This window comes from Allobosea sp., assembly GCF_017308075.1.
Lineage (GTDB): Bacteria > Pseudomonadota > Alphaproteobacteria > Rhizobiales > Beijerinckiaceae > Allobosea.
In genome coordinates this window covers 1-24,366 of the sequence record NZ_JAFKFX010000004.1, presented here as the reverse complement: position 1 = coordinate 24,366, position 24,366 = coordinate 1, and the positions used below count along the sequence as shown (strand labels likewise).

Annotated in this window: 20 protein-coding genes; 18 read left to right on the top strand and 2 right to left on the bottom strand. The window is 64.4% G+C overall.

The genetic code is table 11. The features are described 5' to 3' along the window. Positions 1-242 precede the first annotated feature (242 nt). Both J0J10_RS00155 and J0J10_RS00150 read left to right on the top strand, forming a co-directional pair. Positions 243-1,886, top strand: coding sequence for an asparagine synthetase B family protein (locus tag J0J10_RS00155; RefSeq protein ID WP_291644276.1), 1,644 nt, complete (start codon positions 243-245; stop codon positions 1,884-1,886). Continuing rightward, positions 1,880-3,382, top strand: coding sequence for a hypothetical protein (locus J0J10_RS00150; RefSeq protein WP_291644274.1), 1,503 nt, complete (start codon positions 1,880-1,882; stop codon positions 3,380-3,382). Before J0J10_RS00155 ends, J0J10_RS00150 begins: the two co-directional genes overlap by 7 nt. Positions 3,383-3,474: 92 nt before the next feature. On the opposite strand, the gene J0J10_RS00145 is transcribed toward J0J10_RS00150, so the two are convergent. Further along, positions 3,475-4,335, bottom strand: coding sequence for a ferritin family protein (locus J0J10_RS00145; RefSeq protein WP_291644272.1), 861 nt, complete (start codon positions 4,333-4,335; stop codon positions 3,475-3,477). 247 nt (positions 4,336-4,582) lie between these two features. Between J0J10_RS00145 and J0J10_RS00140 the strand changes: the two genes are divergently transcribed. From J0J10_RS00140 to J0J10_RS00110, 7 genes are read left to right on the top strand one after another with little or no spacing between them, the layout of a single operon-like run. Next, a complete protein-coding gene (locus J0J10_RS00140; protein WP_291644278.1) occupies positions 4,583-6,925 on the top strand; it encodes a NosR/NirI family protein in 2,343 nt (780 codons plus the stop codon). Positions 6,926-6,944: 19 nt separating this feature from the next. Further along, a complete protein-coding gene (nosZ, locus tag J0J10_RS00135) occupies positions 6,945-8,897 on the top strand; it encodes a TAT-dependent nitrous-oxide reductase (protein ID WP_291644269.1) in 1,953 nt (650 codons plus the stop codon). Positions 8,898-8,922: 25 nt separating this feature from the next. Further along, positions 8,923-10,296, top strand: a complete 1,374-nt coding sequence (locus tag J0J10_RS00130; RefSeq protein ID WP_291644267.1) for a nitrous oxide reductase family maturation protein NosD — start codon at positions 8,923-8,925, stop codon at positions 10,294-10,296. Further along, positions 10,293-11,210, top strand: a complete 918-nt coding sequence (locus J0J10_RS00125) for an ABC transporter ATP-binding protein (RefSeq protein ID WP_291644265.1) — start codon at positions 10,293-10,295, stop codon at positions 11,208-11,210. The genes J0J10_RS00130 and J0J10_RS00125 overlap by 4 nt, the downstream gene beginning before the upstream one ends. Then, a complete protein-coding gene (locus tag J0J10_RS00120; protein WP_291644263.1) occupies positions 11,210-12,040 on the top strand; it encodes an ABC transporter permease in 831 nt (276 codons plus the stop codon). Before J0J10_RS00125 ends, J0J10_RS00120 begins: the two co-directional genes overlap by 1 nt. After that, on the top strand, positions 12,037-12,591 hold the full coding sequence (locus J0J10_RS00115) for a nitrous oxide reductase accessory protein NosL (protein ID WP_291640597.1): 555 nt from the start codon (positions 12,037-12,039) through the stop codon (positions 12,589-12,591). The genes J0J10_RS00120 and J0J10_RS00115 overlap by 4 nt, the downstream gene beginning before the upstream one ends. Before the next feature lie 10 nt (positions 12,592-12,601). Beyond that, positions 12,602-13,597 (top strand): FAD:protein FMN transferase, encoded by a 996-nt coding sequence (locus J0J10_RS00110; RefSeq protein WP_291644261.1) that lies wholly within the window; start codon positions 12,602-12,604, stop codon positions 13,595-13,597. A gap of 119 nt (positions 13,598-13,716) precedes the next feature. On the opposite strand, the gene J0J10_RS00105 is transcribed toward J0J10_RS00110, so the two are convergent. After that, positions 13,717-14,307, bottom strand: a complete 591-nt coding sequence (locus J0J10_RS00105; protein ID WP_291644259.1) for a helix-turn-helix domain-containing protein — start codon at positions 14,305-14,307, stop codon at positions 13,717-13,719. A 320-nt stretch (positions 14,308-14,627) separates the two neighbouring features. Between J0J10_RS00105 and J0J10_RS00100 the strand changes: the two genes are divergently transcribed. The 9 genes from J0J10_RS00100 (at position 14,628) to J0J10_RS00060 (ending at position 24,175) form a co-directional block, all read left to right on the top strand. Next, the gene (locus J0J10_RS00100) at positions 14,628-16,244 is read left to right on the top strand and encodes an ABC transporter substrate-binding protein (protein WP_291644257.1); all 1,617 of its coding nucleotides are present in this window, start codon (positions 14,628-14,630) and stop codon (positions 16,242-16,244) included. 60 nt (positions 16,245-16,304) lie between these two features. Then, complete coding sequence (locus J0J10_RS00095) at positions 16,305-17,303, top strand: ABC transporter permease (RefSeq protein WP_291640588.1); 999 nt, start codon at positions 16,305-16,307, stop codon at positions 17,301-17,303. Further along, entirely contained in the window at positions 17,296-18,141 is an 846-nt protein-coding gene (locus J0J10_RS00090; RefSeq protein WP_291644255.1) for an ABC transporter permease, read from the top strand. Before J0J10_RS00095 ends, J0J10_RS00090 begins: the two co-directional genes overlap by 8 nt. Further along, positions 18,141-19,130: an ABC transporter ATP-binding protein gene (locus tag J0J10_RS00085; protein ID WP_291640601.1), complete on the top strand. Its 990-nt coding sequence runs from the start codon at positions 18,141-18,143 to the stop codon at positions 19,128-19,130. The genes J0J10_RS00090 and J0J10_RS00085 overlap by 1 nt, the downstream gene beginning before the upstream one ends. 2 nt (positions 19,131-19,132) lie before the next feature. Next, positions 19,133-20,098, top strand: coding sequence for an ABC transporter ATP-binding protein (locus J0J10_RS00080; protein WP_291640584.1), 966 nt, complete (start codon positions 19,133-19,135; stop codon positions 20,096-20,098). Positions 20,099-20,165: 67 nt separating this feature from the next. Then, positions 20,166-20,417, top strand: coding sequence for a hypothetical protein (locus J0J10_RS00075; RefSeq protein WP_291640582.1), 252 nt, complete (start codon positions 20,166-20,168; stop codon positions 20,415-20,417). 71 nt (positions 20,418-20,488) lie between these two features. Beyond that, positions 20,489-20,974, top strand: coding sequence for a (2Fe-2S)-binding protein (locus tag J0J10_RS00070; RefSeq protein ID WP_291644251.1), 486 nt, complete (start codon positions 20,489-20,491; stop codon positions 20,972-20,974). Continuing rightward, complete coding sequence (locus J0J10_RS00065; RefSeq protein ID WP_291644250.1) at positions 20,961-21,971, top strand: FAD binding domain-containing protein; 1,011 nt, start codon at positions 20,961-20,963, stop codon at positions 21,969-21,971. The genes J0J10_RS00070 and J0J10_RS00065 overlap by 14 nt, the downstream gene beginning before the upstream one ends. Before the next feature lie 2 nt (positions 21,972-21,973). Continuing rightward, complete coding sequence (locus tag J0J10_RS00060; RefSeq protein WP_291644249.1) at positions 21,974-24,175, top strand: xanthine dehydrogenase family protein molybdopterin-binding subunit; 2,202 nt, start codon at positions 21,974-21,976, stop codon at positions 24,173-24,175. The last annotated feature ends 191 nt before the right edge of the window (positions 24,176-24,366 follow it).

Genomic DNA, 24,366 nt, shown 5'->3' with positions numbered 1-24,366 from the left:
GACCGGGCGCCCCTGGGACAACAGCACGTCGACCTGGCGCAGCTTCGCGACGATCTCTTCAGGCTTGTGCTTCTTCTGCGGCATAATGGGCATCCTCCAAGGCTCGAAAGCCTACTTCAGGGAGGGCCACTTTTCAGGGGGCAGGCCAATCACCGACGGTTGTTCAGCCCTCCGAAAAATTCCTGCTCTGTTACTGGCACACGGCGTACGCCCCACTCGTAAGTGAGGTGAACCCTGGCCATATGTCAGGCGAGAAGGGGACATTCCTCTGCTCAAACTACGCCGGGCGCGGGCTTCTCACTCTCACAGGCGGGATCAAGCATATCTCACGCATCGACGGCGGAAGACTCGCTTTCGACCGGAGCCCCGGCGGAGTGGCATCCTGGGCGTGGATCGCTCCAGATGCCGACACAGCCATGGCATGGAGCACGATCCCGCCGGCGATTACAACGTTCATCGCCAAGAACCGGGACGGCTTCTGTGTCGCCGGGAACCGGCCGCGCCTCACTCACGCCGCCTCGATCCTATCGAAGGGCTACAGGCCTTCTCTAGACTATCTCCCGAAATACCTGACATCTGGCTTCGCGCTGGATGGGCAAACCTCCTACGCGAACACGATCGCCATCCCCTCCGGCAATAGCGCCACTTTGAGAGACGGTGGCTACAGGATCACCGAACACCCGACGCCCAAGATCGACCCAATCCCACAGGACCGGCCGCTCGACGAAAAAGCCGAAGCTCTGGCCGCCCTGCTTCGTGAAGCTTGCTGGCCTGCGACCAGGACACAAGCCGGGATTTTCATGTCCGGCGGGAAAGACAGCCGCACGATGACGGCAGCCCTCCTTGGTGAAGGCGTCAAGAATGCACTGGCCTTCAATTTCGGCAACGACACCACCGGCGAGGGCCAGATAGCGCGAGAAGTGTCCAGCGCTGCAGGGTACGGTTTTGAATTCCGTCCCCAGCCCATCGTTACAGACCCTCTCAATGGCCTCGCCCTGGCACTCCAAAACTCGGACGGCTTGGGAAGCGGGTTCGCGCACCAGTACAACTACAGATATGATCTCGCCTTTGCGTCTGGACGCTCGTCCTTCCACGGCCATGGGCATCTGCTTCGCGGCGGGTCTGCGCGAACGATGAAACGCGATCCCGCCTTTATGGCCGCAGCGAACCGAAGCTGGATCGTGTCCGCCTATGTGACTGAGACTGCATCCGAATCCACCGAAAGGGCTTTCGCTACTTACATGCGCGACCGGTTTCCCTCGCTTGCGAAGGAGCCTCTGGACGCCCTATTCTACCCCAATCGGGATTATCGCTTAGGACTGTTCAGCGCGACCAGTTCACTTGATCTGACGGCGCAGACTTTGATGTGCTACCCGTTGCTCGACGAGCGCGTGGCGCAGTTTGCAGGGGCTCTACACGCCTTTGACCGGATTTCAGAGCGGGTCGTCTTCGGCGCGATCAAGAAGCTGGCGCCGCTGCTGGCGAATATCCCGTTGTTCGGAGAGATTTGGCGCTTCGACCGCGATCCTGACCGCACGGATTTTCCTGACAGCGATCATAATTTCCAAGACGGCCATGAAGCCCGCAAACCGCGGCAGGCTGACAAATTCACCAACCTGACCGCCCCCCAGAACTCCCTGCTGCTGGATGCCGACCAGGTCGGAGCCGCGCGCCGCAAACGCGAAAGCGCCCAATTCATCCTGGACAGTTCCGTCTGGCGGGACATCATGCCATCCATCACCCCGGATATCCATGCAGAGCTTTGGCTGCGAGCACTGGGGCGACCGAGCGACCATTCTAGCAAGCACCCCAATGAACGTTTTGCGATCAACCAGTTCATGGACCGAGTGGCGGTCGCCGCCGCAATCTATGAGGTCAGATGGTAGTTTCTCGTCGTTCCTTTCTCGCAGGCGCCGGCAGCCTTGCGCTAAGCCATAGAGCCTTTGCCGCGCCCTTGAATGTCCGGGATTTCGGCATTCGTGGCGATGGATTAACTGATGAAACAGACGGCTGGCGGGCGCTCGCCCGCCATGTTCGTCAATCTCCCGGCGCGGCCGTGCGGGGCAACAGGGGCGATGTCTACCGCCTTGATGGCGACACCACAGTCGAGCTTCCAGACGCGTGCCGACTGGAACTGGACGGGGCCCGCTTTCTTCGCCTCAAGCCCCTCCCACGAGGGCGCTACCTGATCACCTTCGGCACCGATGCATCGGTCGACGTACTCGACATCGAGGTCGGAGACGGAGCGGATTTCAATCGTTTGGTTCGGTTCTATGACCGCGCGCAAGTTGAGTTTATCGACCTTCAGGCAACCCGGCGCATAAAAAACAAGGCCTCCGACCTCGATGCAGCTGTGCTCTTCGTCGGCAACCAGAACCGGTCAACTCCTGCCGATGATCGCGCCGGCCAGTTCCGTCTGGGCAGGATCCACTCGAACAATATCGACGCCGTAGTCCTGTTCACGCAGTTTTCGGTGACCGCTGGGCAACCCAACCCCCTGCGGGACATTTCAGTTGGAACATGTCGCTTCCAAAAGGCCGTCCTCGGCCTCTACCTGCGCAACGTCCAGTCAGGAACCATCGAAGACGTCCGGCAGGACGGCTTCGCAGACGGAGCCAAGCCGGCCGAGGTCGGCGGCAATGCCGTGCTTTGCAACGGCGCCAAGGATATCATCTTCCGCCGGATAGAGGCGAACGACACGCCTTCGCATGGGATGCGTATCGGCGGCCCCGTCAAGAACACATTCGAGCTGGACTCGGGGAACATCACCGTCGAGCATTTCATTTCGCGGCGCTCGCGCCGATCCGGCTTCAAGTGCAAGCCTGGCCTCGACGGCTCTCGCGCGCGGAACATCACATTGAAGCACGCGGAGATCCACGACTGCCATTTCGGCAACGCACCGAGCACGAACGAGCAAGGCGTGCTGCTGGAATGCACCGATGATTTCCAGGGCGGCCATATTTCCGTAGGCGTCAGAGAATTACGCGACGGCACGTCCAGCCATGACGCTGTGCATCTCTCGAATGTAAGCAGAGCTTCCTTCGGGCGCTTGGATTCCGATCGCCCGGCCCGGCACCACGTCTGGCTCAACAGCACTCCACAAGCCAATTTCTCCCGCGGCCCTCTGCATGACATTCGTTTCGATGTGATCAATGGCAGAGGCGCCGGCGGCGCGAACATTGGCGTTGATGGTTACGATCAGGAGGTCTCGGATATCAGCGTTGCGACGGCGCGTTTCCAAGGCGGGAAAGGTCCGATAGACGTTCGCAGCGGAAGGCTCGCCGGCCCGATTCGAATAGGGCACGCCAGCGCAGGAGGCCGACCGACCTGCGGGCCGAGCGTCGATGGACGTCTTGTTTCGGTCGATGCCACCACCTGTTAGAGCTTGGCCCAACCGAGATTACGGTTGGCTGCCGTGCTCATCTCGTCGGGCGAGACGCCATTGGGGCCCCCGACGATCGACCGTCCAAGGCTCTAGCCAAGTTCGGGCAGGTCTCTCCTCAGCCAGGCCAGCCGATTGATGGCGCGTGCCGCAAACTCCTGGGCAAGCATCATCGCAGCCTCGTCGCGAGCCCGGTCGGCCGCCTCGAGATAGCGATCGAGCAGGAACTCGGCGATGGCGAGCGGGGCGTCGAGTTTCGGTGGGACCGAGCCGATGGGAATGGCGACTGCGCCCTCCTCGAGTTGCTGGGCCTGACGGCGGGCCTCGGCGGCGAACCGCAGCAGGGTCTCGCGAGACGGATCGGCGCTCTGCGCCGCCGCGTCCAGCACATCGGCCAAACGCCGCTCGAGCTCCGCGGCGGTGGGGGGCGTTTCGCTCTCGCCCTGCGCTTGATGCCGCTCGCGATGAAACGCCTTCCGCCGCTCCCGGCGCAGCAGCGCGACGTGGCCGAGCTCCTCATGCGCCAGGGCCTCCGCCGCGGTCCGGATATCGGCGGATGAGGCGTGGGCCGCGACATAGCTCCAGAAGGCAAAGGCACGTTCTTCGTTTCGTACCGCCATCGACAGGGTCCGATAGACACTGAGCAGGCGAGGATCGGCCGTCGCGGCGCCCTCGTCATCGAATGTCTCGGGAGCCGTCCAGCGGATCATGGCCGGGTCGGGCGGCCGGCCATGAGCCAGCCGGGACCAGTCGCTGACGCTGTCCAGATGCCCGCGCTCATCGGCGGCGAGCTTCTCGAAGGCTTCCGCGAGCGCGATTTCTCCGTCCGATCGCATCCGGGCGCCGATCGCGGCATAGCGGCCTTCCGCCTCCTGCTCCATGGCGAAGGCGATGGCGAAGAGCTCCGCGAGCGATGTCACCGGAGCCGAAGGCTCCGCTTTCAAGAGCGACATGGGTTCCCCCCTGTAGCGCTGCCAACCCGTCTGCGCAGCATCGGCGATCTCAGATGAAGTTTGTTTGCGTTGGATCAAAGTGCCGTCCCGGCCGGAACTCCATAACGACCGCGGGCCGATCTCCGGTTTCGGATCGGTCCGGCCCTTTGCTGTCGAAGGCTGAGCCAGAACGCCAGCCCCTGCTGGCCGCCGCGCTCAGCGAATTTCCGAAACCGGACGGTGTCAGGTGTCAAAGCGCGCACATTGCATGGCCGGCAGGTCGCAAGCTCACAGCTTCGGACGGGTCGCGCGCATTCTGGCCGGGCTCGGCGCGGCTCTCTGGCTGCTGTTCAGCGCTCAACTGGCGCTCGCGGCAGGGCGCATTCAGGAATTCCTGCCGCAGGCCAAGCCGGCTGAGTTCTTCGCGACGGCCGATCGCTTCGGCCCGGCGCAAGGCGAGCCGGTGATCGTGCCGGCCTATCAGGGAGACCGGCTGCTCGGCTATGTCTACCTGAACTCCGACTTCACCAATGCGACGGGCTATTCCGGCAAGCCGATCAACATGCTGGTCGGCATCGACCCGCTCGGCGTCGTCACCGGCATCAAGCTCGTCGAGCACAAGGAGCCGATCGTCCTGGTCGGCATCCCCGAGCGCCGCATCGTCGAGGCCGTCAACACGCTGATCGGCAAGGAGATGAGGCCGGTCGCCGCCGGCCAGGAGCGGCCGCCCCAGGTCGACATCGTCAGCGGTGCGACAGTGACCGTCCTGGTGATGGGCGACAGCGTCGTGCGCTCGGCGGTAAAGCTGATCCGCAGTGGCCGCCTCGCCGGAGGGGGGCCAGTGGCCGCGGCGCCGAGCGCGGCCACGCTGATGCGCACGCTCGCTCCTGACAGCGGTGAGGTCCGCGACTGGCAGAGCCTGCTCGGCGACGGTTCGATCCGAAGGCTCTCGCTCTCGGTCGGCGAAGTCAACGAGGCCTTCCTCCGGGCCGGCAATCGGGCGGCCGCCGAGAATGCGGAATCCGACGACCCGGCTGACAGTTTCATCGATCTCTATGTTGCGCCCGTCAGTGTGCCCGTCATCGGCCGGAGCCTGCTCGGAGCCGAAGCCTATGAGCGGCTGAAGGCCCGGCTCAAGCCCGGTCAGCAGGCGATCATCGTCGCCGGCGAAGGCGCCTACTCCTTCAAGGGCTCCGGCTATGTCCGCGGCGGCATCTTCGACCGGATAGAACTGCTGCAGGACGGCCAGGGCGTTCGCTTCCGCGACCGCAACCATATGCGCATCGGCGCCTTGCTCGCGGATGGTGCACCGGAGCTGCCCGAGATCGCGCTCTTCGTCATGCCAGACGAGTTCAAGCTCGATCCGACCGAGCCCTGGCAGTTGCAATTGCTGGCGCAGCGCAGTGTCGGCGCCCGCGAAAAGGCCTTCCTCGCCTTCGAACTCGCCTATCAACTGCCGGAGGCCTATCTCCGCGTCGAGCAGGTCCCGGCTCCGGTGGCGGTAGCCGGCGCGCCAGTGCCAGCGCCGCAGGCTGGCACGCCGGCCGCTGCATCGCCGGCGCCGTCGACCGACATGGCCCAGGGTGCCGGCGGCGTCGACGAGCCGCTCTGGCTGGCGATCTGGCGGATGAACACGGTCGCGGTAGTGATCACGGCCATCGCGCTGCTCGTCCTCACCGGCATCTTCTTCTTCCAGAACCTGCTGGTCAGCCGGCCCGTGCTGTTCGGCTGGATCCGCCGCGCCTATCTGCTCTTCAGCCTGGTCTGGCTCGGCTGGTATGCCAATGCGCAGCTCTCGGTCGTCAACGTCCTGACCTTCAGCCACTCGCTGATGACCGATTTCAGCTGGGAATTCTTCCTGGCGGCGCCGTTGATCTTCATCCTCTGGGCGGCGATCGCCGCCGGGCTGCTGTTCTGGGGCCGGGGACCGTTCTGCGGCTGGCTCTGTCCGTTCGGCGCACTGCAGGAACTCCTGAACAACCTCGCGCAATGGCTCAAAATCCCGCAGGTCAAGATCCCCTGGGGTCTGCATGAGCGGCTATGGCCGCTCAAGTACATCATTTTCCTGAGCCTGTTCGGCCTGTCGCTCTACTCGGTCGCACTGGCCGAGACCTTTGCCGAGGTCGAACCGTTCAAGACCGCGATCATCCTGAAATTCGCCCGCGACTGGCCCTTCGTGATCTATGCGCTGACGCTGCTGGCGGCCGGCTTGTTCATCGAGCGCTTCTTCTGCCGCTATCTCTGCCCGCTTGGTGCCGCACTCGCGATCCCTGGACGGCTGCGTACCTTCGAATGGCTGAAGCGCTGGCCGGAATGCGGCTCGCCCTGCCAGCGCTGCGCCAAGGAATGTCCGGTGCAGTCGATCCATCCCGAGGGGCACATCAACGTCAATGAATGCATCTACTGCATGCATTGCCAAGAACTCTATCACGACGATCACCGCTGCCCGCACATGATCCAGGTCCGCCTGAAGCGTGAGAAGCGCGAGGCGCTGACCTCGCCCTCGATGCGGGCGCCCCAGAGCAACGGCCCGACCAGGACACTCTTCACCCACAAGGGCAACCCGGTCGCCGAACCGAATGCGGCCAGTGCTGCCGACCCCTCCGCATGAGCAAAGCAAGGAGACTGTGATGTCGACCGAAGACAGGAAAAAGGGCGGGCTGAACCGGCGCGACATGCTCGGGACCACGGCGGCGGTCGCGGTGGCCGGCGCAGCCGGCACGGCCGGAGGCGTCGGGCTCTCCCGCATGGGAGCGGTTTCGACGGCCGAAGCGCAGACGCGGCCGCAGCAGGGCGCGGCCCGGCCCGCAACTGCGAGCAAATACGAGGTCAAGCCGGGCGAACTCGACGAATACTATGTGTTCTTCTCGAGCGGCCAAACCGGCGAGGTCCGCATCGTCGGCTGTCCCTCGATGCGCGAACTGATGCGCATCCCAGTCTTCAACCGCGACAGCGCCACCGGCTGGGGCCAGACCAATGAGAGCCTGCGGGTGCTGACCGAGGGGCTCACCCCCGAAAGCCGCGCGTTCCTGAAGGACAAGGGCGGCACCTATCTCAACGGCGACCTGCACCACCCGCACCCGTCCTTCACCGACGGCACCTATGACGGGCGCTATCTCTTCGCCAACGACAAGGCGAACACCCGCGTCTGCCGTATCCGGCTCGACGTGATGAAGTGCGACAAGATCATCGAGCTGCCGAACCAGTATACGGTGCACGGCCTGCGCGTGCAGAAATACCCCCGGACGGGCTACGTCTTCTGCAATGGCGAGGATCGCGTACCCGTGCCGAATGATGGGCGGGACCTGAACAACCCGAAGAAATACGTGTCGATCTTCAGCGCTGTCGACGGCGACACCATGAAGGTCGCATGGCAGCTCAAGGTCGACGGAAATCTCGACAATGTCGACTGCGACTACCAGGGCAAATACGCCTGGGCGACCTGCTACAATTCGGAAGAGGGTGTGACGCTCGCCGAGATGATGGCGAAGGAGCAGGACTGGGTCATCGTCTTCAACCTCAAGCGCATCGAGGAGGCGGTGAAGAAGGGCGAGTTCGAGACCATCGGCGGCGTGCCGGTGCTCGACGGCCGCTCGGGCTCGAAATTCACCCGCTACATCCCGGTGCCGAACAGCCCGCACGGCATCAACACCGCCCCTGACGGCATCCACTTCGTCGCCAATGGCAAGCTCTCGCCGACCGTGACCGTGTTCGACGCGCGCCGGCTCGATGATCTGTTCGACGACAAGATCAAGCCGCGTGACGTCGTGGTGGCGGAGCCGGAGCTCGGCCTCGGCCCGTTACACACTGCCTATGACGGCAAGGGCAACGCCTACACCACGCTCTTCCTCGACAGCCAGGTGGTCAAGTGGAACATCGACCTCGCCAAGCGGGCCTTCAAGGGCGAGAAGGTCAACCCGGTCATCCAGAAGCTGGACGTGCACTACCAGCCCGGCCACAACCACACGACCATGGGCCAGACCAAGGAGGCAGACGGCAAGTGGCTGATCTCGCTGAATAAGTTCTCCAAGGACCGGTTCCTCAACGTCGGCCCGCTCAAGCCCGAGAACGATCAGCTGATCGACATCTCCGGGGACCGGATGGTGCTCGTGCACGACGGCCCGAGCTTCGCCGAGCCCCATGACGCGACCCTGGTGCACCGCTCCAAGATCAACCCGCTGCATGTCTGGAAGCGCGACGACCCGTTCTTTGCCGATGCGGTCAAGCAGGCGAAGGCCGACGACGTCAATCTCGAGCAGGACTCCAAGGTCATTCGCGACGGCAACAAGGTGCGCGTCTACATGACCTCGGCAGCGCCGGCCTTCGGGCTGGACGAATTCTCGGTCAAGCAGGGCGACGAGGTCACGGTCTTCGTCACCAATATCGACGAGGTCGAGGACCTGACGCACGGGTTCTGTATCACCAATTACGGCCTCAACATGGAGGTTGCGCCGCAGGCCACCGCCTCGGTGACCTTCGTCGCCTCGAAGCCGGGCGTCTACTGGTACTACTGCTCCTGGTTCTGCCATGCCATGCACATGGAGATGAAGGGGCGCATGCTGGTCGAGCCGCAGGGCGCCTGAGACGATGGCCCTGCATCGCACAGCGATGAGCCTTTGGCTGGCGGCGGCTGCCGCCGCCAGCTTCGTCCATCCGGTCCGGGCCGGGCCGGCTCCGGTCGAGCCCGGCGGTGAACCGCTTCAGGCCGTCATCGACCGGGCGGCCGAGGGCGATGTCGTCCTGCTCGCTCCCGGCGAACATCGCGGCCCGGTCAGGCTGGCGCGCCGGCTCACGCTCCTGGGGCAGGAAGGGGCCGTTCTCGCCGGCAGCGGCCAGGGCAGCGTCGTAACCGTTTCGGCTCCCGGCGCCGCGGTGCGCGGCCTCACCATCCGCGGCTCCGGCCGCGATGCCGAGCGCATGGATGCCGGCGTCTTCGTCGAGAAGACGGCCAGCGGTGCGCTGGTCGAAGGCAACCGGATCGAGGGCAATCTCTACGGCATCTATCTGCATGGCGCCGAGAATGCGATCGCGCGCCGCAACGAGATCGTCGGCATCGCCGAAGGACGGGTGAACGAGGCCGGAAACGGCATCTCGGTCTGGAATGCGCCGGGCGCCAAGGTGCTCGACAACGACGTCCGTTACGGGCGCGACGGCATCTTCGTCGTCACCAGCAAGAACAACGTCTTCAGCGGCAACCGTTTCAGGGATCTGCGTTTCGCGATCCACTACATGTACACTAATGACAGCGAGATCTCGGACAACCGCTCGCTCGGCAATTCCGTCGGCTTCGCCATCATGTTCTCGCACCGGCTGACGGTGCGCGGCAACGTCTCGGACGGCGACCGGGACCACGGCTTCCTGTTCAACTACGCCAACCAGTCGCGGATCACGGGCAACGCCGTGCTCGGCCGCCTGCAGCCGGCAGAACGCTGGCTCGGTGCCGGCATGCGCAGCAAGGACGCACGGGAGCACGGGCTGCCGGCGACGGAGCCCGAAGCCGCGACCGGGACCGGTGCCCGCCCGGCGCCGACGAAATGCGTCTTCATCTACAACGCCAACCAGAACCGTTTCCGCGACAACTGGTTCGAAGGCTGCGAGATCGGCATCCACTTCACCGCCGGCTCCGAGCGCAACGAGATCGTCAACAACGCCTTCATCCGCAACCGCAACCAGGTGAAATATGTCGGGAGCCGCTATCTCGACTGGTCGACCGGAGGGCGCGGCAATTACTGGAGCGACAATCCCGGTTTCGACCTGAATGGCGATGGTCTCGCCGACAGCGCCTATCGGCCGAACGATCTCGTCGACACGGTGCTCTGGACCGCCCCGCAGGCGAAGCTTCTGATCAATTCCCCGGCCGTGCAGGTGATCCGCTGGGCCCAGGCCCAGTTCCCGGCACTGCTTCCGGGCGGGGTCGTCGACAGCCATCCGCTGATGGCGCCGCCGCCCCGGCCCCCATTCGCAGAAGGACGACGCCCGTGACGGCCACCGTCGACATCCGGAATCTCGTGAAGCGCTTCGGCGCGGTCGCGGCGGTGAAGGATGTCTCCTTCACCCTGCCGCCCGGCGAAACGGTCGCGCTCGTCGGCCATAACGGCGCCGGCAAGACCACGCTGATGAAGCTGATGCTCGGCCTGATCCACCCGAGCGAAGGGACCGTCCAGGTTCTTGGCGAGAACCCTGCAGCCGGGGATTTCGCCGCCCGCAGGCATCTCGGCTATCTGCCGGAGAGCATTTCGTTCAACACCGGCCTGACCGGGCGGGAGACCATCGCCTTCTATGCCCGCCTGAAGCGCCAGCCGATCGCGCTTGCGCTGGCGCTGATCGAGCGCGTCGGCCTCGGCCATGCCGTCGACCGGCGAGTCGGAACCTATTCGAAGGGCATGCGCCAGCGCCTCGGCCTCGCCCAGGCGCTGCTCGGCCGCCCGCGCGTGCTCCTGCTCGACGAGCCGACCACCGGGCTCGATCCGGCGCTGCGCCAGAGCTTCTACGACATCGTCGAGGAGCTGCGCGCCGATGGTGCGACCATCCTGCTGTCCTCCCACGCGCTGACCGAGCTCGAGGAGCGGGCGGGCCGCGTCATCATCATGAACCGGGGCGTGAAGGTCGCCGACGGTACCCTCGACGAGCTGCGCCGGATCGCTCAGCTGCCGACGCGCATCCGCCTGCGCGTCGCGGAGCAACTGCCTGACGCGCTGGAAAACTGGCTGGCGCCCATCGCGAACTGGCGGCGGATCAACGGCCACGGTGTCGAGATCGATGCCGCTCCCGCCGACAAGATCGCCATATTGCGCCATGCCACCGGCCCCGAAGCACCGGTTGACGACCTTGAAGTCGTGCCGCCGACGCTCGACGAGCTCTACGCACATTTCCTGCGCTCCCAGGAGCAGGCCTGATGAGAAACGTCCTGATCGTCGCCCTCAAGGAGATTCAGGAGGCGCTGCGCAATCGCTGGGTGCTGGCGACAACCTTGCTGCTGGCGGCACTGGCGCTCTCGCTCACCTTCCTCGGCAGCACGCCGACCGGCCATGTCGGCGTCCGAGCGCTCGACGTCGTGATCGTCAGCCTTTCGAGTCTGACGATCTTCCTGCTCCCGCTGATCGCCCTGCTGATCTCGCATGATGCGATCGTCGGCGAGATGGAGCGCGGCACGATGCTTCTGCTTCTGAGCTATCCGATTGCCCGCTGGCAGGTGCTGCTCGGCAAGTTCGCCGGGCATCTCATGGTCCTCGCCTTCGCAACCCTGCTCGGCTATGGCGCCGCCGCCGGCGCGCTGGTCGCGACGGGCGCCACCATCGATGCCGAAAGCTGGGCCGCCTTCGCTGCGATGATCGGCTCCTCGATCCTGCTCGGGGCGGTCTTCATCGCGGTCGGCTATCTGGTCAGCGCACTCGTCGGCAGCCGCGGCGCCGCAGCCGGGGCCGCGATCGGCATCTGGCTTCTCTTCGTGCTGATCTACGACATGGCGCTGCTCGGCTTCCTGGTCGTCGATCAGGGCCGTGTCCTGTCCGGTGGACTGCTCAACACGCTGCTGCTGCTCAACCCGGCCGACATCTATCGCCTGTTCAACCTGACCGGCTTCGCCAATGTCAGCGCCTTCTCAGGCATGGCCGGCGTCGCGCAATCGGCCCAGCTCGGCCCCTCGCTGCTGCTCGCCGCGCTCATCGCCTGGGCGCTGGTGCCGCTCGGCCTGGCGGCCGTCGCCTTCTCGAGGAGAGAGCTATGAGGCTGTTCGCCCTGTCAGCGGTTCTGATCGCCGGTCTGGCCGCCGGTTGCGACGACAAGACCAAGACCGCCGCGCCGCCGCCACCCCAGGCGCTGACGCAGCAGGCCATGGGGCATTATTGCGGGATGAACGTGCTGGAACATCCCGGACCCAAGGGGCAGATCCTGCTGGCGAGCCGGCTGCAGCCGGTCTGGTTCTCCTCGGCTCGCGACACGCTGTCCTTTACCCTTCTGCCCGAGGAGGCCAAGGACATCCAGGCCGTCTACGTTTCCGACATGGGCAAGGCACCGAGCTGGGAAGAGCCCGGCGCCACCAATTGGATCGATGCGAAACAGGCGCTCTTCGTCGTCGGCAGCAGCAGGAAGGGCGGCATGGGGGCGGCCGAGCTGGTGCCCTTCGCCCAACGCGACGCCGCCGAGGCCTTCGTCGCCAGGCATGGGGGCAGCATCCTTTCCTTCGACGCGATCCCGCGCGACGCCGTGCTCGGCAGTGACAGCGACGCGGCTGCGCCGGACGGGCCGCCGCCGGCCGCTGGCACGCATCTGCATTGAGGAGCCCGCCATGGCCACCGTAACCCGCAGGCGCCTGATCGGCATTACGGCCGCGGCAGGCGGGCTCGCCTTGCTGCCTGTCGGCACGCGCGCCGCCGCCGAAGGTCATCTCGTCGGCTGGCGCGGCCAGTGCATGGGTGCAGTCGCCTCGCTGCAAATCCACCATCCCGACCGGGCCGAGGCGGAACGGCTGATTGCCGCCACGCTGGTCGAGGTGGCGCGGCTGGAGCGCATTTTCAGCCTGCATCGCGACGATTCGGCGCTCGTCAGGCTTAATCGCGACGGCATGATGGTCGCGCCACCGCCCGAGCTCGTCGCGCTGCTCAGCGATTGCCGCCGCTACTGGACCCTCTCAGGCGGCGCCTTCGACCCGACGGTCCAGCCCCTCTGGACCTTGTATCGCCGCCATTTCGCCGAGCCCGATGCTGATCCATCAGGCCCCCCCGCCGCAGCCTTGAGCCGGGCGCTCGCCGTGGTCGGCTTCGAGCATGTCATGGCCGGCCCGGATCGGATTCTGTTCCGCCGCCGCGGCATGGCACTCACCTTGAACGGCATCGCCCAAGGATACATCACCGATCGGGTCGTCGCCTTGCTTAGTAGGGGCGGCGTCGACCGCAGCCTGGTCGACATGGGCGAGCCCCGGGCACTCGGCCGGCGCCCGGACGGCAAGCCGTGGCAGATCGGAATCGCCGATGCGATGGAACCGTCCCATACCACCCAGGTGCTCGACATCGTTGACGGAGCCGTCGCAACGTCATCCGCTCATGGTTTCCACTTCGACCGCGACGGCCGGTTCAATCATCTGCTCGATCCGCAGAGCGGCGCGTCGCCCGATCGCTATCGTTCCGTGACCGTGGCCATGCCGACGGCGACCGCGGCCGACGCCCTTTCGACGGCCTTCAGCCTCATGCCGGCACAGGATGTCCTCCGGGCGACGCAGGCGCTCGGGGCCGGCCGCGTCTATCTGACAAACGCGACAGGACGGACGGAGGCTATCGGAGCCTGAGAACAGACGTAGACCTCCTCGCGCCTGAACGATTTCCAGAAGCGCTCGACGAAGAGGTCGAGCAAGCCATCGCGGCATGGCTCGAACGAAACGGCCTCCGGCGAATCCGGGGCGCTTACCTAAACGGCTTCGCTTGAGCGGATGATCCAGATCAGCCTGGTCTCGATGTTGGCTAGATTCTGAAATGAATGCGGCTGCCGGCTGTCAAATTGAAAAGCGTCGCCTTCTCCGAGAAGGTAGCGCTGCTCGGCAATGCGCAGCTCGATGCGGCCTTGGACGACGTAGCCTGCCTTCTCGCCATTGCGTCGCGAAGGGTCCGGACCGGAGCCGCCCCCCACTGCGATCGACAACATGAAGAACTCCATCTCCGAATGCCCGGGGGGTGAAAGGAGTTCCTTCGTCAGACCCGTCTTACCGAACAGCAGCGTCGAGCGCTGCCCTTGCCGGGTTACCGTGCCTTTTTCCGGATCGTGGTCTGCATCCACGTCGAAAAAGCTCGCGAGCGGCACCCCCAGAGCGACGCGCAGCCTGTCGAGCAGCTTCAGCGAAGGAGAAGTCCTTCCGCGCTCGATATGGCTCAGCATTCCCACCGAGATCTGACTGCGCGCCGAAAGCGCCGCCAGGGTAAGCCCCTGCTCGACACGCAGGTTGCGTATCCGCTCTCCCAAACTGACCAGCGTGGCGCTGTCGATGTCGTCGGCGTCTGACATTGAATTACGGTTCGGCGAGGAAGCAGAGGATGCTGGCATACGATAGCGCTTATAGCCCAGTTAAAATTTCATGGCGAGGACCGCAAAGCGTGCTTGCCAAATTATATCACCATGATACGAATCTGGAAGCGGTCCAGGCTTAGATATTCGCGATCCAGAGTTGATTTCTGCTGATTTTGGCGGTTTTCGCGAGAAGGTTTGCGAATTGGGACGCTCTGGAAGTCGACTTACGGGTGAAATTCCCTTCAAGAATTTTACGCGCATGAGAATTATGGCGTGAGCGGCAACCGCTCAGCGCGCCACAAAAAGGAGGGGTCACCATGGCGAATTTCTCGATCACCCGCAGGCATGCCGGCGCTCTGCTGTTTGGAACGGCGCTCACGGCGCTGTCGCCGCTGTCGGCCATCGCCAATCCTCAGCCGGGCGGGACGCTGACGATCACGACGACGCCGGAGCCGGCGCTGATCACGAATGCGCTGAGTTCGGCGCCGACGACGGCAGAGCTCGCCACCAAGATATTCGACGGCCTTCTCGAATATGACATGAACCTGAAGCCGATCCCGTCGCTGGCTGAAAGCTGGTCGACCAGTGCCGATGGCAAGACGGTGACGTTCAAGCTGCGAGAGGGAGTCGTCTGGCATGACGGCAAGCCCTTCAGCAGCGCCGACGTCCAGTTTTCGCTGATGGAGGTGGTCAAGACCCATCATCCTCGCGGCCAGGGCAATCTCGGCCCGGTCACCTCCATCGACACGCCGGACGCCCGGACCGCCGTCTTCAATCTCGCGCATCCCTATCCGCCGTTGATGATGGGGCTTTCCAGCCTCGAGGCGCCGATCGTCCCGCGGCATATCTACGAAGGCACTGATTTTCGGAACAATCCGGCGGTCAACAACCCGATCGGAACCGGCCCCTTCAAATTCACGCGCTGGGAGAAGGGCAACTACATCCAGCTCGACCGGAACGAGAAGTATTGGCGCCCGGGCCGTCCCTATCTCGACCGCCTCATCTTCCGTTTCATCGCGGATTCCGCGACGCGGGCGGCGGGTGTCGAGCGGGGCGAGATCGATGTCGCGACCTTCGGCACGATCAACCCGGTCGAGATGCGGCGGCTGGAGAAACTCCCGAACCTGAGCATCGCCCAAGGCGGCTATGAGGCCATCGCACCGACGATGATGCTGGAGCTCAATACGCAGCGCGCCCCCTTCAACGACAAACGCGTACGCCTGGCCGTCGCATATGCCCTCGATCGGCAGTTCATCACCAAGAACATCTGGTACGGTTTCGGCAAGCCCGCCACCGGGCCGATCTCATCCGTGCTGAAGGGCGCGGGGGCATTCACCGATCAGGGCATCCTGCGCTTCGACGGCAAGGATCGGCTCGATGTCGCCAACAAGCTGCTCGACGAGGCAGGCCTGAAGCGCGGCAAGAACGGCGTGCGTGTCAAGATTTTCCACGATCCGGCGCCGTTCGGCGAGGACTGGCGCCGCATGGGCGAATACATCAAGCAGGCGCTGAGCCGGGTCGGGATCGAGGTCGAGCTTCGCAACCGCGACTACCCCTCCTTCGTTCGCCAGGTTCACAATGAGTATGATTTCGACATGACCTCGACCTGGTCGATCGGCATGGCCGACCCCACGCTCGGCGTGCAGCGCCAGACCTGGTCCCGGATGATCAATCCGAAAGTGCCCTTCGGGAACACGGCGCAGTACAGCAATCCGGAAGTCGACAAGCTCTGGGAGGCTGCGCAGACCGAGACGGATACTGCCAAGCGCAATCAGATCTTCCATAAGCTTCAGGAGACGCTCGTCGCCGACAGCCCCCTGATCTGGATCATGGAGATGGACTTGGTGGCCGTGCAGAACAAGCGCGTCCAGAACCTGATCACGTCTCCGCTCGGCATCCGCGGCGGTCTTTACGACACCTGGCTCCAGCGCTGAGCCGGCAACCGAGGCGTGGGCGTCGCCCACGCCTCTCCGATCCGCTTTCGAGGTCCGTCAATGTGGGTTGCGCGGGGCAAGTACATCCTGGATCGCCTGATCCGGGGGCTGCCGATCATTCTGGCCATCGTGGTGGTCAATTTCTTTCTCATCCGCCTCGCACCGGGTGATGCCGCCCAGGTTCTCGCGGGCGAGGCCGGTGCTGCGAGCGAGCAGTATATGGAGCAGATCAGGCGGCAATTCGGCCTGGATCAGCCGCTTTACGTCCAGTTCTTCAGCTATATGAAGAACATCGCCCTGTTCGATCTCGGCTACTCGTTCCGGCATAATCGGGAAGTCTCCAGCCTCATCTTCGAGCGTCTGGGCGCGACCGCCTTGCTCATGACCGCCGCAATGATCGTTTCCGTCTCGCTGGGGATCGTGCTGGGAGCCGTCGCGGCGATCCGCGACCGGACGCTCATCAGCCATATCATCACGGTGTTCGCCGTCGTTTCCTACGCGACGCCGCTGTTCTGGATCGGGCTGATGTTCATCATCGTCTTCTCGATTCATCTCGGCTGGTTTCCGACCAGCGGCATCATCACCGTCGGCGCCGACTATACAGGCCTTCGCGCGATGCTGGACGTACTGCATCATCTCGTCCTGCCGGCACTGGCTCTGTCCTGCTTCTACATCGCGCTCTACACGCGCCTGATGCGGGCATCCATGCTCGAAACGCTCGGTCTCGACTTCATCAAGACGGCGCGCGCCAAGGGCCTGGGTGACCGCAAGATCGTCGTGCGCCACGCCTTGCGAAACGCCATCCTGCCGGTCCTCACCATGGCCGGAGTGCAGGTTTCGGCGATGCTGGGCGGCTCCGTGATCATCGAGTCCGTCTTCGGCTGGCCGGGGCTCGGTTTGCTCGCGTTCGAATCCCTGTTCGCGCGCGACCTGAATCTCCTGCTCGGCATTTTCTTCCTGAGCTCGATCCTGGTCGTCGTCACCAATGCCGTCGTCGACGTGATCTACACGATCGTCGACCCGCGTATCGAACTGAAGCGGAAGCGGGCTCATGGCTGAGACAGTTTTTCGTGGCCTGGGCGTTCTCGGGCGGGTCCTGCGGAGTCCCAGCGGTGCCTGCGGCATGTTCCTGCTGTCCTGCGTGGTCGTGCTCGCCGCCGCCGCGCCCTGGCTTTACCCGGACGGCCCGTTCGAAATGGTCGGTGCGCCCTTCAGCCCACCCTTCGACGAGTTCCCCCTGGGCACCGACATGCTCGGGCGGGATATCGCCGCGGGGATCGCCTACGGAGCACGCATCTCCCTCGTCGTCGGAGCCGTGGCGACACTGTTCATCACCGTGCTCGGCACGGTGATCGGCGGAACGGCCGGATATTACGGGGGGAGCATCGACTCCGCCGTGATGCGCATCACCGAGTTCTTTCAGACGATCCCGACCTTCATCGGCGCCATCGTCATCGTCGCGATCCTGGGGCCGACGCTTCCCAACGTGATCGGCGCGATCGCCATCGTCTCCTGGGCACCGCTCGCCCGATTGGTGCGTGCCGAAGTCATCGCGGTCAAGAACAGGGAGTTCACCTCCGCCTGCCTCGCGCTCGGGATGGGTGATCTGCGGATCATGATCGTCCAGATCCTGCCGAACGTCCTGTCGACGATCGTCGTCGCCGGCTCGCTGATGGTGGCCACCGCCATCCTGTTCGAATCGGGCCTCTCGTTCCTGGGGCTCGGCGACCCCAACATCATGACGTGGGGCTTCATGATCGGCGCGGGAAGAGCCGCGATCAGGACCGCCTGGTGGATGGTCACGCTGCCGGGTCTCGCCGTCCTCTTGACGGTTCTGGCGATCAATCTGGTCGGCGATGCCCTGAACGAAGCACTCAACCCGAGGCAGAAGCGCTGATGGCCGCCGAGAACCTGCTTTCCGTCGAGCGCATCAGGACCGAGTTCCGGTCGACGCGCGGCGCCTGGTTTCCGGTCGTCGACGAAGTCGATCTGTCCGTCGCGGCCGGTGAGACCCTCGCAGTCGTCGGAGAATCGGGCTGCGGCAAGAGCATGCTGGCGCACTCGATCATGCGGCTCCTGCCACCGCGGATCGCGCGGTCCGGGGGCGGCCGGGTGATGCTGGACGGGCGCGACCTGCTGGCGCTCTCGGAGGCCGAAATGAGAGGCGTCCGCGGCAAGGACGTCTCGATGATCTTCCAGGAGCCGATGACGAGCCTCAACCCGCTCATGCCGGTCGGGCGCCAGATCGTCGAAAGCATCCTGGAGCACGACGACTGCAGCCGCGCGGATGCAAATCGTCGTGGCCTGGAGCTGATGGATCTGGTCGGCATACCGGAGGCCAGAGCACGCTTCGACCAGTATCCGCACCATCTTTCCGGGGGAATGCGCCAGCGGATCGTGATCGCGATCGCGCTCGCATGCCGCCCCAAGGTTCTGATCGCGGACGAGCCGACGACGGCGCTTGACGTAACGATCCAGGCGCAGGTCCTCGCGCTGATCGACCGCCTCAAAAGCGAGCTCGGCATGGGCGTGATCCTGATCACGCACGATCTGGGAGTGGTCGCCGAATGGGCCCAGCGCGTCATGGTCATGTATGCCGGGCGCAAGGTCGAGGAAGCGGATGCCGAGAGCTTCTTCCGCGGGCCCAAGCATCCCTATAGCCGGGCTCTGCTTGCCAGCGTGCCCCGGCCCGAGGACGTTCTGAGCGGAATTGTTCGGCCGCTCGCCGAGATTCCCGGCGCCGTTCCGCCGATGGACCGCCTCGGCCAGGGCTGTGCCTTCTACCAGAGGTGCGACCGGCGCAGCGACGCCTGCCTGGCCGCCGCGCCCCCGTTACAGCAAGGCGACCGACACAACGCCGTCGCTTGCATCCATTCGGAACCCTGACGATGTCGCTCCTGTCGGTCGAGAAACTCGTAAAGCACCATCGGACGCCATCCGGGACCGTTCGCGCGGTGGACAACATCAGCTTTGCCGTCAAGCCGGGCGAGACACTTGCGCTCGTCGGCGAGTCCGGTTGCGGCAAGTCCACTTTGGGACGCACGATCATGCGCCTGCACGAGCCCGACGAAGGCGCGATCGTCTTCAAGGGCCGCGACATCGCCCATCTTTCGCGCGCCGAAATGAGACCCGTTCGGCGCGACATCCAGATGGTCTTCCAGGATCCGTACGCCTCGCTCAATCCACGACGCACGATCGGACAGATCCTTACGGAGCCCTATTCCGTGCATCGCATAGGCAGTTCCGCCGAGCGGGCGAAAAAGGTCGGCGATCTCATCGAGAATGTCGGGCTGCACGCCGACCATGCCAACCGCTATCCGCACGAATTGTCGGGCGGCCAACGTCAGCGGATCGCTATCGCCAGGGCCATCGCGCTGGAGCCGAGTCTGGTCGTCTGCGACGAGCCCGTCTCGGCCTTGGACGTCTCGATCCAGGCTCAGATCATCAACCTGCTGCGGCGCCTGCAGGATCTGAGTGGCGCGGCCTATCTCTTCATCTCACACGACTTGTCGGTCGTCGGCTATCTCGCCGACCGCATCGCCGTCATGTATCTCGGTGAGATCGTCGAGATTTCTCCCAAGAAGGAACTCTGGCAGCAGCCGCTTCATCCCTACACGCAGGCGCTGTTCTCCGCGATCGCCGAACCGCTGCCGCCAAGCGTCCCGCGCAGAAAGCGGATCGAGATGATCGGGGAAATTCCGAGCCCGATGAAGCCGCCATCGGGCTGCCGGTTTCACACGCGCTGTCCGATGGCCATGCCCAAATGCCGTGAAGTGCCGCCTGTTCTGGCGGAAGTCGCCGGAGGCACGAGCGGCCGGCAGGTGGCCTGCCATCTCCATTCAAGCGCGAACTGAGCGTCTCGCCCGGCTGCCGCTTGAAGAAACGCCCTTCCATCCAACTCACCGACAGGAGCAAATACCGATGTACATCACGGCGCGCATCAAGGCCGACAAGATTTTTCACGGATATGATGAGGATCTGAACCCGGTCGTGACCGATCACCCGCCGCGTGAATTCGTCGAAAAAGTGATCAAGCTGGACAGGATATTGTCGTTCACTGAGAAGTATATCTTCATCGAATGCCCGCACGATACCGTTCAGACTTGGGAGTACGAGGGAAGCCTCGAAGATATCAAGAGCAAGCTTCAGGCGGCGAAGCTCCTTCTCGCTTGACGGTTAGTCGGGAGGCATCGGGTCCCTGATGCCTCCCTTCATTTGAGCCCAGTCCCTTCGAGCCGAAATCGATGCCAGATCCCAGGTCCCCTGTCCGCCTCAGCATCGCCGTGAACGGCTCCCGAATGGAAGCCGAGGTCGACCCCCGTCGAACGCTGTTGGATTTCCTGCGGGAAGACTGCGCCCTGACCGGGCCGAAGAAGGGATGCGACCATGGGCAATGCGGCGCCTGCACCGTCCTCTTGGACGGGAAGCGGATACTGTCCTGTCTGAAACTGGCGATCTCGGCCGCAGACCGTAGCGTGACCACGATCGAGGGGGTGGAGCGCGAGGGAGGCCTCCATCCGATCCAGCAGGCGTTCCTGGACCATGACGCATTGCAGTGCGGCTACTGCACGCCCGGTCAAATCATGTCTGCACTGGAGGCGATAGCCGATCCTGAACTTCGCACGAGGCCCCAGATTCAGGAATTCATGAGCGGCAATATCTGTCGGTGCGGCGCCTATAACGGCATCGTCGATGCGATCATGGACGTGAAGGCCAATGCGAGCCTTTGACTATATCCGCGCCGAGACCCTGGAGCAGGCACTCCTGGAACTGGGCTGCCCCGATAGCCGCGCACTTGCAGGGGGCACGTCACTCGTCGACCTGATGAAGCTCGGCGTGGAAGCGCCGGCGAGGCTGGTCGACATCGGAAGCCTGCCTTTGGCGGCGATCACGCTCGGGCAGAGCGCTCTGTCCATCGGGGCTTTGGCCAGCAATAGCGAGATCGCGTCGAACGAGACCGTCGAACGCCTCTTTCCGGCGGTTTCGCAGGCCATCCTCGCCGGTGCCTCCGGCCAGATCCGGAACATGGCGAGCCTGGCCGGAAACCTGATGCAGCGGACGCGATGTCCGTATTTTCGGTCGACCGACTGGCCCTGCAACAAGCGTCAGCCCGGATCGGGCTGCACCGCCGCCAGCGGCTCCAACGCGCATCATGCCGTGCTCGGCGTCAGCGCCTCCTGCATGGCGGTGAACCCCTCGGATCTGGCGGTCGCGCTGCTGGCCCTCGATGCCGAGGTGCATCTTGTGGGGCCCAGCGGCCCGCGCAGCGTGCCGATCTCGCAATTCTATCTCCTGCCCGCCGAGACGCCCGAGATCGAGACCGTGCTGCGCCCGGGCGAACTGATCACGCAGGTCGTTCTGCCGCGCTCCAATCTTGCGGCGGCATCGACCTATCTCAAGCTGCGCGGGCGCGCTTCCTATGAATTTGCCAGCGCCTCGATCGCATCGGCCATTCTCGTCGAGGGGGGCGCGGTTCGTGAGGTCGCCATAGCGCTGGGCGGGCTGGGGGTCGTTCCCTGGCGCGACCGGACAGCGGAAGCCGAACTGATCGGAAAGGCCATTGGGCGGCAATCGATCGAGCGCTACTGCGACGCCCTACTCGCGGCGGCCAGCCCGACGAAGGACAATGCCTACAAGCTCGATCTGGCACGCGGGGCGATCCACCGTTGCCTCGATCCGGATCGAGCGAGGGACGACGTGACCGCACGCGGATCATCACCGGAGTAGCAATGCCAAAACATCTCGGCGAGCCTCGCTCTCGGATCGAGGGGGCGTTGAAGGTGACAGGCCGGGCGGCTTACGCCGCAGACCGCCGCCTTCCGAACCAAGCCTATGTCTGGGCAGTCAGAAGCCCCATCGCCGCCGGCAGGATCATGCGGGTCGCGGTCGCCGAGGCAGAGGCGGTCGATGGGGTGATCGCGATCTATACGCACTGCAACGCGGCCGAGGCTTTGGATTGGGGGCCGGAGAACGCATCGTGGAACTTGAGCGCCGAGGCGCTCGGGCGAACGGCCTTGGCGGAAGCCGAGCCGACCGCGCAGCCCCTGTATCAGCCATTGACCGGCTCCGAGATCGTCTTCGCCGGTCAATGGATTGCGTTGGTCGTCGCCGAAACACTGGAAGCGGCGCGAGAGGCAGCGCTGCTCGTCACCGCGGAGTTCGTCGAAGACCCGGCCTCGACGGAACTCGACAAGGACAGCGACCGCTTCCTTTCGCCGACCTTCTTCTTCGGCGCGGACATGCATGTGCAGCGCTCCGGGCTCGAGTCCAGCCGCCCCGACCAGGCCGCGATCCGCGAAACCTATGTCACGCCCGTGCAGTTTCACCATCCCATGGAGACATCCGCGACGGTCGCGGATTGGCAGGACGACGGCGTTACCGTGTTCGACTCGACGCAAGGCGTCTGGGCGGCACGCGAATTCATCGCCCGCTCCCTGAAGGTGCCGACGGAGAAGGTCCGGGTCGTCTCCTCCTATGTTGGAGGTGGCTTCGGCGCCAAGAACCAGATGTGGCCGCATCAGGCTCTGGCGGCTCATATCTCGCGGGCCTTGCGCAGGCCGATCCGCATCCAACTCAGCAGAGCGGACATGGTCGTCGCTTCAGGTCACCGCTCGGTCACGCATCAGGACGTGGACCTCAGAGCCGGCGGCGATGGCAGGCTGAATGGTCTTTCGCATGTCTCCTGGGTGCCGACCTCGATTCGGGGCAACTTCTTCGAGCCCTGCGGCCTCAATTCCCTGATGCTGTACGAGACTGCCGATCTCGACGTCCGTCACTATGTCACGCGCAAGAATATTCCGTCACCGACGGTGTTCCGCGGGCCAGGCGAAACGCCCGGTTCATTTGCTTTGGAATGCGCCTTGGACGAACTCGCGCATCGCATGCAGATGGATCCGATCGCGCTGCGCCGGCGCAATTTTGCGTCGCGCGACGCCTACCATGCGCGCGACTGGTCCGCGAACCGTCTGGAAGACTGCTATGAGCAAGGCAGCGCCGCCTTCGGCTGGGAGCATGGCTTCACGCCACCGCGCTCTATGCGGTCGAAGAGCGAACTCATCGGCTTCGGCATGGCGACCACAGCCTATCCGGCCCCGGCGCTGGCTGCGACCGTTCGCTTGCGCCTGCGCCAGGACGGCCCTCTCGTGATCGAAACATCGGCAACCGATATCGGCACCGGCATGTATACGATCCTGGCGCAGACAGTCGCCGACGCGCTCGGCTGGCCGCTGGAGGACCTGGTGGTCCGCTTGGCCAGCTCGGATTTTCCCAACGCGCCGACGGCGGGGCGATCGAAATCCACCGCCAGTGTCCTCCCGGCTGCCGCGAATGCTTGCCGCGCGCTCCTCGATCGACTTCAAGCCATGGATCGCACCCACAGCATCGCCCCCAACTCCAACCGATCCCCGTTCGAGATTCTCGCAGCCGCCGGCTCGAGCGAACTCGTCGTCGAAGGGAGTTCGACCGGCATGCCGACGGGGCAGAATTTGAGCTTCTACTCGTTCGGAGCCCATTTCGCGGAGGTCAGGGTCGACGAGGAACTCGGCCGTATCAGGGTAACGAGGTTCGTCAGCGCGCTCGATTGCGGGACGATCGTCAACCCCAAAACGGCAGCGAGCCAGATCAAGGGAGGCATCATCTTCGGGATCGGCATGGCCTTGATGGAAAAGGGCGAGTTTCATCCCGTCAGGGGCCGTTTGGTGAACGACAACCTCGCCGACTATGCGGTTCCCGTGCATGCCGACATCCCCGACATCAAGGTTGTTTTCGTGAACGGAGCGGACGAGCGCTTCAATGAATTCGGGGCGCGAGGGCTCGGCGAGATCGGCTTGCCGGGCGCTGCGGCGGCGATCGCGAATGCGGTGTTCAACGCCACCGGCAAACGGGTCCGCAACCTGCCGATCACCCCGGCCGATATCGTTCGCAGAGCATAGCTCGGCCGCCATTGAGCGGCAGGCCCCTACGAGCTCCACCTCATGGCCTGCCCCCTGAAAAGTGGCCCTCCCTGAAGTAGGCTTTCGAGCCTTGGAGGATGCCCATTATGCCGCAGAAGAAGCACAAGCCTGAAGAGATCGTCGCGAAGCTGCGCCAGGTCGACGTGCTGTTGTCCCAGGGGCGCCCGGTC